Origin of the sequence: Archangium sp. (genome assembly GCF_036388035.1) — a bacterium.
Taxonomy (GTDB): Bacteria; Myxococcota; Myxococcia; order Myxococcales; family Myxococcaceae; genus Archangium.
Map to the genome: position 1 here is coordinate 1 of NZ_DASVSO010000328.1, position 11,829 is coordinate 11,829.

Sequence of the window (11,829 nt, forward strand, 5' to 3'; positions counted from 1 at the left end):
CTCGTCCAAAGCCGCGGCATCCGTCCCACCGTGACGGGTGCCGCGGTGCTTTTTCAGGCTCCCTTCCTGGAACGAAAGCCCGACGGCTTCAGCGGATGAGGCCGCCCAGGATTCCGCCCAGGCCTCCACCGCCCTGGGAGCCGCCACCCGGAGAACCGCCCCCTCCTCCGCCTCCCAGGTTGGCGAGCATCGGCATCACCGCGAGGATGCCGCTGACCAGCTTCGGGTCGAGCCGGGACTTGAGGAAGTTGAGCAGCAGCGGCGCCACCAGCGAGGCCTTGCCCGCGTCGAGGTTGAAGCGCTGGAGCAGCGCCACGACGCCCGCCATCTCGCCGGCCTGACCCCCCAGGGCCCCGCCGAGCGCGCCCATCAGCCCGCCTCCGCCCCCGGACTGCCCCTGTCCTCCTCCCATGAGCCCGCCGAGCGCGCCCATCAGCCCGCCGCCGCCACCGGACTCGGGCTGAGGCGCCTGGGTCGCCGCCGCCTGTTCCCACCCGTGCATCTCGGGGATGGCCTTGCCCATCTGGTCCGCGGCGTCCCCGCCCATCTTCTCCTTCACCGTGCCCTGCACCAGCTTCAGCAGCGAGCCCGCGAGGCCCTGGGCCTGCTGGGAGTCCACGCCGAGTTGCTGCGAGAGCTGTCCGATGAGATCCATTCCGTTCTCCTCCGTGTCCTCGGGAGCGGCGGTTCTAGCCAACCGCCCACCACCCCCACCGGAAAACCTCCCCTCCTCCCGAATGGACGTCCGTTGCCGGACGGAACCCGGGGGGCTCGGTGGAGTAGTATCCAGCGCCGGGAGTTCACTTCATGAAGACGGCGTTTTCACTCGGGTTGTTGCTCGCCTTCCTGCCCCTCGGGGCCCGGGCGCAGACAGGCAAGTACACCTCCGCTGGGGACTGTGACGGACTGCCCCGGATTGAGGTCTCGACACCTCGGGGCGTCTGCGTCGGCGTGGTCGCCGATGGGTTCCGGTTTCCCCGCACGGTGACGTCGCTCGCGGATGGCAGCCTGATCGTGGTTGACATGGGGGGCTGGGTCCCCAAGCGCGGCTCGCTCTGGCGCCTGTCTCCGGATCCCGCCACCCATACCTATGTGAAGCGCAAGGTGCTCGAGCGGCTCGATCGTCCGCATGGCGCGGCCGTCGGCCCGGATGGGTTGCTGTACATCGGGGAGCTCTCCCGCGTGTTCCGCTTCAATCCCGATGCGGCCGATCCCGCGGCCACGGTGGAGACCGTCATCGCGGATCTGCCCACGGAGGGGCGCCATCCGCTCACGGCCCTCGTCTTCGACAAGCAGGGCTACCTGTATGTCAATCGCGGCTCGGCCTCGGACAACTGCGAGACCACCAAGGCGTACCGCCCCACCAACGGCCGCATCTGCCCCGAGGCGGAGGGCCACTCCGCCCGCGGCGTCATCCGGCGCTACGCCCTGACCGGGCCGAACCGCACGGCCACCCGGTGGAGCAACTACGCCGTCGGCCTGCGCAACTCGATGGCCCTGGCCATCCATCCCGACTCGGGGCTGTTCGTGCAGGGCGAGAACTCCCGCGACTCCATCAGCAGGAAGGACCGGAGCCTCGACGATCGCACCCTGCCCCACGAGGAGCTCAACATCATCACCCCGTGGCAGGACTACGGGTGGCCCTATTGCTACGACGACAACAAGGCCAGCCCCGAGTTCAAGGGCTTCGACTGCTCGCGCATGCGCAAGCCCGCGCTGCTGCTCCCCGCCCACGTCGCGCCGCTGGGCATGGCGTACTACTCCGGCGGCATGTTCCCGGACTGGTACAAGGGCAAGCTGCTCATGACGTGGCACGGGTATCGGGACTTCGGCCAGAAGCTCGTCGCCATTCCCACCGATGCCGTCGGCAGGCCCGTGGGCGAGCCCCTGGAGATCATCAACGGCTGGTACAGGAAGGGCGCGCAGCCCATGGGCGCCCCCGTGGGCGTGAGCGTGGGCAAGGACGGCTCCCTCTTCCTCGCCGAGGACAAGAACGGCACCGTGCTGCGCGTGTTCTTCGACCCGTCCAAGGGCAACGGCATCCCCACCCCGGGCCTGTCCGTCAATCCGGGCAAGGACCCCGATCTGGAGGCGCGCTGCCAGGAGCTCGCCACGCGCGATGACTCGTTCTCCCGGATTCAGCGCGACATCATCGATCCGCTCTGCACGAGCTGCCACGGTGCCGCGGGAGGCAACGCCGGCAACCTCCGCCTCGCGCGCTGCGATGACATCGGCAACGCGCAGCGGCTGCTGGCTCCCCGCCCCGGGCGCTCGCCCTTCGTCGTCCCCAAGAGCCTGAAGAGTGAATTCTACCTGCGCCTGGAGGGGACGACGCCGGGACTGCCGCCCATGCCCGCCGGTGGGCTGAGCCCCGAGCAGCTCGAGGAGGTCGCCGGATGGATCAACGAGGGCGCGCCCGTGCCCGTGAGCCGGGCTCCTGGAACGGACACGCCGGTGGCCACCGACGGCACGCCATGAGACCGCTGCTCTCCGCGCTCTTCACCCTCACGCTCCTCGCCCTGGTGTCGGGCTGCCGGCGCCCGCTCGGGTCCTCCGAGGCGGATGCGGGCACGCCGCGCGCCGCGGAGGAGCCCGTGGACATCGTGACGGTGAAGGGCTCGGACACCATGGTCCTGCTCGGCCAGCGCTGGGCCGAACAGTTCATGAAGCAGCGCCCGAACCTGAAGCTCCAGGTGACGGGCGGCGGCTCGGGCACGGGCATCGCGGCGCTCATCAACGGCACCACGGACATCGCCATGTCCAGCCGTCCCATCAACGACGCCGAGAAGCAGCAGCTGCGGCAGCGCGACCCCAAGGGTCCGGTGGAGCTCACCGTGGCCCGGGATGGCATCACCTTCTACGTCAACGCGAGCAACCCGGTGGAGGCCCTCACCCTCGCACAGCTCCAGGGCATCTACCTGGGGGACATCACCAACTGGAAGGACGTGGGCGGCAAGGACGCACCCATCGTCGTCTACTCGCGAGAGAACTCCTCGGGCACCTACGTCTTCGTGAAGGACGAGGTGCTCGGGGGTGAGGACTTCACCGTGCGGGCCCAGACGTTGCCCGGGACGGGGGCGGTGGTGAACGCGGTGGCCCGAGAGCTCAACGGCATCGGCTACGGCGGCGCCGCCTTCGCCAAGGGCATCCGGGAGCTGAAGGTGAAGAAGGATGCTCGGTCGGAGGCCATTCCCCCCACGGAGGACAACATCCGGAGCGGCACCTACCCGCTGGCACGCGACCTCTTCTTCTACCTGCCCCGGGAGGCCACCGGCGCCACCCGGGCCTTCCTCGACTACGTCCTGTCGCCCGAGGGACAGAAGATCGTCATCGACGTGGGTTACTTCCCCGCGAAGTAGCCTCCGACCCGCTGGCACCGGCGGCCCGGGATTGCGTAGGCTGGACGGATGATTCAGGGCTCGGGCCGCTGCCATTACCACCCGGAGCGCACCGGGCTCGGCATCTGCGTGGAGTGCCGCCGCGTCATCTGCCGCGAGTGCACCACGCAGTTCGAGGGCATCAACCGGTGCGCCAACTGTCTCGAGAAGCGGCTGAAGGCGCTCGAGGGGCCGACGGAGCGCCGCGACTGGAGCGTGGGGAACGTGCTGCTGGCCCTCATGGGGGCCGCCGTGGTGTACGGCGTCGTCCTGCTGCTCGCCAGCATGGCCTCGGAGCTCTGAGATGGCCGTCTCCGCGCTCGAACTTCGCCCCCGAGGCGCCGTGGCCATCCTGGACGCTGGTCTGCGCGTGTGCGTGCGCAGCTCCGGCGTGTGGGCCCTCACCCTGCCCGGCGGGGCGCTCGTCACCGCCGCCCTGCTGCACCTGACGGACGCGGTCACCCGCCACCGAGAGCTCGGCCTGCCCGCGCTGCTCTTCACCCTGGCCTGGCTGGCCCGCGGCCTCTTCCAGGGCGCCGCCTGCCACCACGTCCAGGAGCTGCTGCTCGGCAAGAGCGCCGGAGAGCCCACGGCCTGGGCCTCGCTGCGCGCCGCGCTGGCCCGCGCGCCCAGCCTCCTGTCCGCCGTGGCGTACCTCTTCACCTTCAACCTGCTGTCGCTCGGCGCCTCGCTGGGCTTCGCCTTCTTCTTCGCCTCCGCGCACCTGGTGGGCTACGCCGCCACCATGCAGGGCAAGGGCAGCCCCCTGGGCCTGTATGGGGTGTGCTCGCGGATGCTCGGCCCGGCGCGGGGCAGCGCCACCGGGGTGCGCCTGCTGCTGCTCGTGCAGTTCCTGGTCTTCCTCAACCTCCACATCGGGGCCAACGCCCTGCTCTACATCGGCCGCAAGCTGCTCGGCATCGACCTCACCTTCGTCGAGCGCTTCGCCTCCCTCGACAACGCGCCCTGGCTCGTCTTCCTGGTGGCCGCCACCTTCACCCTCTTCGAGCCCCTGCGCGCCGCCACGTCCACGCTGCTGCTGGTGGACGGCCGGGTGCGCCAGGAGGGGTTGGATCTCCTCGCCGCGGTCCAGCAGCTCCCCGGCCGGAAGGCGGCCAGGGCGGCGCTCGTCCTGTTCGCCGTGCTGGGCTCCTGGCTGGTGGCCTCGCCGGCCTGGGCACAGGAGGCCGAGGCGTCCCTGGCTCCCGTCGGCATGGAGGAGCGCCTGGAGAACCTCGCCGAGACGTGCGACCTGGAGGCCTCGGAGACGGAGCCCTGGAGCAAGACGCTCGCCTCGCTGAGCACGGCCGAGGCCCAGAAGTTCCAGCGGCTCGTGCGCGACGTGGAGAAGGCCGTGTACCAGGACGAGGACTGCGGGGCCCTCGACCGGCTCGAGCAGGGCGTCACCCTGGCGAACCAGACGGTGGCGTTGGAGAAGGCCCAGGCGGACGCGCGAGCGGCCCAGGCGAGCGCCCGGGACATCCTCTCCCGGCCCGAGTTCCAGGTGCCGGCGCCCACGGACGAGAAGCAGGACCCCACGGCCGAGGCGAAGTTGGGCCCATGGGAGCGATTCCTGAAGTGGTTGGGCGAATGGCTCGCCGAGCTGTTCAAGCGCTCGAATCCGGAGCCGATGCGGAGGTCCGACACGGGAGGCAGTGGCCTGAGCGCGGCCAACGTGCTGTTCGTGGTCCTCGGTGCCGGAGCGCTGGTGGTACTCGTGCTCGTGCTGCTGAAGCTGCTCGGCAAGGGCTCGATGGACGACGAGGGCGCCGCGCTCGAGGTGAGCACGCAGAACGCGGCGTCGCTGGCGGCGGATCCGACGAATGCCCTCTCCCGTCCGCCCGAGGGTTGGGCCCACCTCGCCGACGAGCTGGCCGCCCGGGGCGAGTACCGCGAGGCGGTGCGCAGCCTGTACCTCGCCCTGCTCTCCCGCCTGCACCGCGAGGGCGTCATCCACTACGACACCACGCTGAGCAACTGGGACTACCTGCGCCAGTTCAAGGGCCGCCGCGAGTGGCTGCCCCCCTTCCGCGAGCTGACGCGGCGCTTCGACTTCGCCTGGTACGGCAACCTGCCGGTGGGCATGGAGGGCTACCGCGACTTCCGCACGCTGTGCGCCCCCATGCTGGCCACCTCCACCCCTCAGGAGGCCGCCCGTGCGTGACCGTTTCCCCCTGCTCCTGGTGGGCGGACTGCTCCTCACCGGCCTGCTGGGCTCATGGCTGGTGCGCGGCGCGGCGCGGGGTGGCTTCGCCGACACGCTCTCCACCTGGCGGGCCCAGCCGGATGGGGCCCGCGGCCTCTACCTGCTGGCCGAGGAGGGGGGCCTGCCCGTCGTCCGGCGCACCGCGGACCTTCAACTCATGCAGGGCGCGGGCGCGCTGGTGCTGCTCGCGGTGGAGGTGGAGGACGCCCGCGAGGACGACCCGGACCAGACGGCGCTCGCCACCGAGCGCGACGAGGGACTGGAGGACGAGGACGTGCCCCGCCACGGCCTCAACAAGCTGCACGTCCCCGAGCTCAGCGAGGACGAGGCGGAGAAGCTGCTCGAGCACGTGCGGGCCGGGCACACCCTCCTCTATGTCCCCTGGGGCTCGAAGGAGAACCGGCTGCTGGACGCGCTGGGGGTGAAGCTCACCAAGGCGGACACCTCGCTGCCCATGCGCACGCTCGTGCCACCCCTCTCCAGCCCGTACACGCTGGGCGTGGAGCGCGTGGAGGCGAAGGTGCAGGCCTACCTGACGCTCCCCGAGGAGGGCGCGGTGCCGGTGCTGGCCGATGAGCCGCTCGGCATGACGGTGGCGGCGGTGGTGCCGTACGGCGCCGGCCGGGTGCTGGTGGTGGGCGCGCCGGAGCTGGCGATGAACCAGGCGCTCGCGCGCGCGGACAACGCGCAGTTCTGGCTGAGCGCCCTGCGCGCCCTGGGCCCGGGCCCCTACGAGTTCGACGAGCACCACCATGGCTTCACCAACGAGCGCTCGGTGGTGGACTTCGCCCGCCGCTACGGCCTGCACTTCGCGGTGGCGCAGTTGCTGCTGGGGCTGTGCCTGTGGGCGGTGGCCCTCAAGCGCTTCGGCCGGCCGCTGCCTCCGCCCGAGTCCGTGCGAGTGGGCGCCACGGACGCCCTCTTCGCCATGAGCCGCCTGTACCGAGAGGGCCGCCACCACGCCTTCGCCGCCGGCCTCATCACCCGGGGCCTCACCCAGGAGTTGGCCCTGCACGCGGGCCTGCCCGCCCACGCTCCCGCGAAGGCCGTCGCCCAGGGCCTCGTCTCACGCGGGCGGGAGGATCTGGCCAACGGCCTGCGCGCTGTCGTTCGCAACGCCGAGGCCACCTCCAGCGAAAGCGAGTTGCAGCACCTGGCCTCGCGCGCCGCGGTACTCCGCCAGCGCATCCATCCTTCCGGGCCGCCCCCGAGCGCGCCCACCGCTTCGCTCTCCGAGGAGTCATGACCCTGCCCACCTTCGCCCCCACCTCCCCCACCGCCACCAGCAACGCCGTGGCCGCCGCCCACGCCATCCGCGAGGGCGTGCTCGCCGAGGTGCGCAAGGCCGTCGTCGGCCAGGACGAGCCCCTCGAGTTGATGCTCGTCGGCCTGCTGGCCGGTGGCCACGTGCTGCTGGAGGGCGTGCCCGGCGTGGCCAAGACGCTGATGGCCAAGGCGCTCGCGCGCGGCGTGAGCGCGGACTTCAAGCGCATCCAGTTCACCCCGGACCTGATGCCCGCCGACATCCTCGGCACCAGCATCTTCGACTTGAAGAGCCAGTCCTTCGTGCTGGTGCGCGGCCCCATCTTCACGGACCTGCTGCTGGCCGATGAGATCAACCGTGCTCCCGCCAAGACGCAGTCCGCGCTGCTGGAGGCCATGCAGGAGCGCGGCGTGTCGCTGGAGGGCCGCAACATGGCCCTCTCCCCCCTCTTCACGGTGTTCGCCACGCAGAACCCGGTGGAGTCCGAGGGCACCTACCCGCTGCCCGAGGCGCAGCTCGACCGCTTCCTGCTGAAGATCGACGTGGGCTACCCGGCGCCCGAGGAGGAGGACGCCATCCTGGAGTCGGTGCACCGGGGCTTCGACTCGGGCGACCTGGCGCGCGCGGGGGTGACGGCGGCGGTGACGAAGGAGGGGCTGCTGTCGGCGCGGGCGGCGCTCAACGAGGTGACGGTGGAGCCGCCGGTGCTCGCCTACATCCGCAAGCTGGTGGCGGCCACGCGCACCTCCAGCCGCATCCGCCTGGGGGCGGGCCCTCGCGCGGGCGTGCACCTGCTGCTGGCCGCGAAGGCGCTGGCGGCACTGCGAGGCCGGGGCTTCGTCACGCCGGATGACGTGCGCTTCCTCGCGGGGCCGGTGCTCAAGCACCGCCTGCTGCTGTCGCCGGACGCGGAGCTGGACGGGGCCACGCCCACGGACGTGCTGCGCGAGGTGGTGCAGTCCGTCGAGGTCCCCCGGTGATTCCCACCGGGCGCCTGTGGGTGCTGCTCTGCCTGCTGGCCCTGCCAATGATGGCCGCGGGATTCTTCCCGGGCCTCGGCGGCGCGGTGCTGGTGCTGGACGTGCTCGCGCTGGGGCTGGCGGCGGCGGACTTCCTGATGGCGCGCCGGGTGCGCCTGGAGGTGAACCGGAAGCTGCCGCCCCGGCTGTCCGTGGGCGTGCCCAACAAGGTGGAGCTGCTGCTGGTACACCGGGGCGGCCAGGCAGTGGACGTGCGCGTGCACGACGACGTGCCCGAGTCCTTCACCGCCACCCCCGACGAGGCCCCGCTGCACCTGCCGGCGGACAGCCAGACGCGCTGGGTGTACCGGGTGTCGCCGGCCAGGCGGGGCAAGTTCGGGTTCGGAGACATTCACGTGCGGGTGCGTGGGCCGCTGGGGCTCGTCTTCCACGAGCGGCACTTCCCCGCGGCGCAGAACGTGGCGGTGTACCCGGACCTGCGAGGCGCGAGCCGCCTGCTGCTCTCCGGCGCGGCGTTGGATCTGGTGAACCTGGGCCTGCGGCAGCTCCGCCGGGACGGCCGGGGCAGCGAGTTCGCGCGCCTGCGTGACTACGCCCAGGGAGACTCGGTGCGCGAGGTGGACTGGAAGGCCACGGCGCGACGCACGAGGCCGGTGACGCGGGTGATGGAGTCCGAGCGCTCGCAGTCCATCCTCATCTGCGTGGACGCGGGCCGCTCGATGGCGGCGCAGGTGGACGGGCTCACCAAGCTGGACCATGCCGTCAACGCGGCGCTCTTCCTGGCCTTCGTGGCGGTGCGCAACGGGGACCGGGTGGGGCTGGCGGTGTTCGCGGACGGGGTGAAGGCGTACCTGCCCCCGGCGGCGGGTCGCCTGCAGTACCGGAAGATATTGGACACGCTCTACTCCACCACGCCGAGCCTCACGTACGTGGACTACCTGGCGCTCTTCAAGGAGCTGAACGTGCGCCTCACGCGGCGCAGTCTGCTGTGCGTGTTCACGGACTTCCTCGACGAGGAGCAGGCCTCCACCATGGTGGCGCCGCTGCACCGGCTGGCGCGCAGGCACGTGCCGCTGTGCCTGTCCGTGCGGGACACGGCCCTGGCGAACCTGCTGCGCACCGAGCCCTCCGGCCCCGAGCAGGCCTTCCAGCAGGCCGTGGCCAGCGAGCTGCTCACGGACCGCGAGTCCCTCAAGGCCAAGGTGAGCTCCGGAGGCGTGCAGATGCTCGACGTGCAGCCCGACGAGCTGAGCCTCGCCGCCGTCAACCGCTACCTGGACATCAAGGCCCGCGGCGTCCTGTAGGCGCTACGCCGCGGACTCGCCCCACCGCTCGCGGGCGAGCGCCAGGGTCCGGGCGTTCTCGGGCACCTGATTCAGGAAGCGCTCACGGGTAGCGTCGTCCGGAATGTCGCTGGCGCGGGCGCGCACGCACCGCAAGGCCTCCCGGAGGGCGGCCTCGCCCGCGTCGGCATTCCCCTGCGCGAAGCAGGCCTCCGCCAGCGCCAGGCGCACGGTCACCGCGTACACGCCCTGGCTGCCCATCTGCTCCAGTTCCCGCACTCCCAGTTCCGCCACCTCCCGCGCCTCCGCGGCGCGTCCCTGCACGAGCAGGATGTCGCTGAAGACGGCGCGCGCGAAGCCCAGGTAGGACTTGAAGGACCCCAGCAGCTCACAGGCCTGGCGCGCATAGGCCTCGGCTTCGTGGAGACCTCCGCGCGTCCCCGCGATCACTCTCGCCAACATCGCGTACGCCAGTCCCAGCCTGGAGGAATGGGAGTTGCGTCCCATCCAATCGAAAATCTGGAGGAAGGCCTCCTGCTGGTGTGCCGGCTCGGAGCTGCAGGCCAACGCCAGGGACAAGTAGAGCTGCGCGAAGAGGACCGTGAGGTGTTGTTCCGAACGCAAACCGGACTGCAGGCACTCCCGCAGCCGCGCCAGCGCATCGGGGTGGTCTCCCAGAGCGAACAGCAGCATCCCCGAGAGGGTCTGCATCACGCCCGCGTCCCGCTCCGCGCCAATCTCGTGGAAGTCGCGAATCCCCATCTCGGCCATCGTGAAGGCCTGCCAGGGACGGGCCTCGAAGAAATAGAGGAAGCTGCACTTCGCGTATCGCATCCACCCCCGCGCCCAAGGATCCTGGGCGAAGACGGCAGCGCCTGCTTCCATGACCCGCCCGAGCAGGGCCTCCGCCCTGTGGCGGTCCCCGGACCAGGTGTACGTGCTCGCCACCTGGGAGAGCGCCTGGATATAGACGGAGGCCGCCTCGGGCTCTGGCGAAGTGCACATCAGGAGCTCGCAGAGCCTGTCCGCCTGCTCCTGGCTCTCCGCATGGGCGGTCGCGATGCACAGGTTGCTGATCAACCTGCACCACAGCGAGCTACCGGCCTTGAGTGCCCCCACGACCGGGAGGCCGAGCTCCACCGAGCTCGGCCATTCATTCATCCAGTACACCACCACGGATTGGATGGCGCGCAGCCGGATCAAGGGCTCGCCACTGACGCCACAGGCCAGTGCCGCCTCCACACACCACAGCGCCCTCTGCAGGGCGTTGCGCTCGAAGAGCTGCTCGGCGGCCCGGGTATAGAAGTGGGCGGCGCGCTCCGGCTGCTGCCCGAGCTGGTGGTGCGTGGCGAGTGGGAGCGGATCGGACTCGCCCACCTGCTCCAGCCAGGCGCCGGCCAGCCGGTGGCCCATGGGCCGGTGACTGTCGGGCACCAGTTCATAGGCCGCGTCCCGTACCAGGACGTGGCGGAAGCGATACTCCGCCTCCGAGGAAAAGCGGCTGGCCAGCAGCGGCTCGATGATCTCCTGCTCCACGAGCACCCGCAGGTGGTGCTCCAGCCGCTCGCCTCCCCCTTGGCCTCCCAGCAGCGCCTTCACGCCTCCGGCCCAGAAGTTACGGCCGAAGAGACTGGCCGCCAGCAGCACCTGCCGTCCCCCCGGCTCCATCCGCATCAGCCGCGCCTGGAGCACCGCCAGCACCGTCTCGGGTGCCTCCTCCCCGCGCCCCTCGGCCGCCATGCGGATGAGCTCCTCCAGGAAGAGCGCGTTGCCATCGGACTGATCCACGACGCGCTGGACGACGGCCTCGGGCACCTGCGCCCCGAGCACCTCTCGAATCAGCCGCGCGCCGGCCTTGCGGCTCAAGCCGTGCAGCGCCAGCTCCTGCACGCGCCGCGACCACAACCCGGGGAAGAGCTCCTTCACGTCGGGCCGAGCCAGTGCCAGCACCATGAAGGGCTGCTCGGCCAGCTCCCTCAACAGCTCGTCCACCAACTTCACCGTGAGCTCATCACTCCAGTGAAGGTCCTCCAGTACCAGCAGCACCGGGGAGTGAGCGCATTCGGCTTGGAGGAAGGCAGCCAGTGCCTTCCCCACCTGCGCGCTCATCAGCCGCGGGTCTCCTCGCGCCGCGCGCAGCCGGGGACTGCCTTCCTCGGGAAAGGGAATGGCGCACAGCTCTCCCAGGAACTCGACGATCTCCTGGGCCTGCGCCTCCGGCAGATGCTGGGCCACACGCTGGTACAGCCGGTTCCGACGTGCATCCAGGTTGTCCCCTTCACCCACGGAGCACAGCCGCCGCAGCGCCTGGCCCAGCAGACCGTACGAGGCCCCCGCGCTCATGGGATCCGCGCGGCCCAGCAGCACCAGGGGCGGCTGCGCCCGCCGCTCGACGCGACGCAGGAACTCGTGGCGCAACCGGGACTTGCCCGTCCCCGCCGGAGCTGTCACCAGCACCGCGCGGGCGGCCGGCTCCTCGGCGCTGGAGGTCAAGGTGAACTCGAGCAGGACCAGCTCCTGCTCCCGGCCCACGCAGGCGGTGGGCCTGCCCAACAGCGGGCGTGACTCGTCCGCGCCCAGCTGCTCGCCTTGCAGCAGGAAGGTACCCGAGGGGGTGCGCGAGAGCTGGAAGCCGGACCCGAGCAGCCCGGCCGTCACCTCGTCCATCACCACGAAGGAGGCGGGAGCCTGCTCGAGCTGGTGCAACAACCGCCCGGCC

9 protein-coding genes are annotated in these 11,829 nt (G+C 71.0%); 7 read left to right on the forward strand and 2 right to left on the reverse strand.

Annotated features, from left to right (window positions below; translation table 11 throughout):
• Positions 1–88: 88 nt before the first annotated feature.
• Positions 89–697: a DUF2780 domain-containing protein gene (locus VF697_RS13480; RefSeq protein WP_331094953.1), complete on the reverse strand. Its 609-nt coding sequence runs from the start codon at positions 695–697 to the stop codon at positions 89–91.
• 110 nt (positions 698–807) lie between these two features.
• Between VF697_RS13480 and VF697_RS13485 the strand changes: the two genes are divergently transcribed.
• The 7 genes from VF697_RS13485 to VF697_RS13515 are packed head-to-tail and all read left to right on the forward strand — an operon-like array spanning position 808 to position 9,131.
• On the forward strand, positions 808–2,478 hold the full coding sequence (locus tag VF697_RS13485; protein ID WP_331094955.1) for a PQQ-dependent sugar dehydrogenase: 1,671 nt from the start codon (positions 808–810) through the stop codon (positions 2,476–2,478).
• A complete protein-coding gene (locus VF697_RS13490) occupies positions 2,475–3,359 on the forward strand; it encodes a phosphate ABC transporter substrate-binding protein (protein ID WP_331094957.1) in 885 nt (294 codons plus the stop codon). Before VF697_RS13485 ends, VF697_RS13490 begins: the two co-directional genes overlap by 4 nt.
• A 48-nt stretch (positions 3,360–3,407) precedes the next feature.
• A complete protein-coding gene (locus VF697_RS13495; protein ID WP_331094959.1) occupies positions 3,408–3,680 on the forward strand; it encodes a hypothetical protein in 273 nt (90 codons plus the stop codon).
• A 1-nt stretch (position 3,681) separates the two neighbouring features.
• On the forward strand, positions 3,682–5,541 hold the full coding sequence (locus tag VF697_RS13500; protein WP_331094961.1) for a DUF4129 domain-containing protein: 1,860 nt from the start codon (positions 3,682–3,684) through the stop codon (positions 5,539–5,541).
• A complete protein-coding gene (locus VF697_RS13505) occupies positions 5,534–6,829 on the forward strand; it encodes a DUF4350 domain-containing protein (protein WP_331094963.1) in 1,296 nt (431 codons plus the stop codon). Before VF697_RS13500 ends, VF697_RS13505 begins: the two co-directional genes overlap by 8 nt.
• Complete coding sequence (locus VF697_RS13510; RefSeq protein WP_331094965.1) at positions 6,826–7,827, forward strand: MoxR family ATPase; 1,002 nt, start codon at positions 6,826–6,828, stop codon at positions 7,825–7,827. The genes VF697_RS13505 and VF697_RS13510 overlap by 4 nt, the downstream gene beginning before the upstream one ends.
• The gene (locus tag VF697_RS13515; RefSeq protein ID WP_331094966.1) at positions 7,824–9,131 is read left to right on the forward strand and encodes a DUF58 domain-containing protein; all 1,308 of its coding nucleotides are present in this window, start codon (positions 7,824–7,826) and stop codon (positions 9,129–9,131) included. Before VF697_RS13510 ends, VF697_RS13515 begins: the two co-directional genes overlap by 4 nt.
• Before the next feature lie 3 nt (positions 9,132–9,134).
• Here VF697_RS13515 and VF697_RS13520 read toward each other — a convergent pair.
• Positions 9,135–11,829: ATP-binding protein (locus VF697_RS13520; RefSeq protein ID WP_331094968.1), on the reverse strand; the 2,695-nt coding region annotated here is incomplete at its 5' end.

Excerpts from the sequence above, each read along its gene's own strand:
- VF697_RS13485 (WP_331094955.1), top strand. The coding sequence starts at position 808 with ATGAAGACGGCGTTTTCACTCGGGTTGTTGCTCGCCTTCCTGCCCCTC.
- VF697_RS13490 (WP_331094957.1), top strand. The coding sequence starts at position 2,475 with ATGAGACCGCTGCTCTCCGCGCTCTTCACCCTCACGCTCCTCGCCCTG.
- VF697_RS13495 (WP_331094959.1), top strand. The coding sequence starts at position 3,408 with ATGATTCAGGGCTCGGGCCGCTGCCATTACCACCCGGAGCGCACCGGG.
- VF697_RS13500 (WP_331094961.1), top strand. The coding sequence starts at position 3,682 with ATGGCCGTCTCCGCGCTCGAACTTCGCCCCCGAGGCGCCGTGGCCATC.
- VF697_RS13510 (WP_331094965.1), top strand. The coding sequence starts at position 6,826 with ATGACCCTGCCCACCTTCGCCCCCACCTCCCCCACCGCCACCAGCAAC.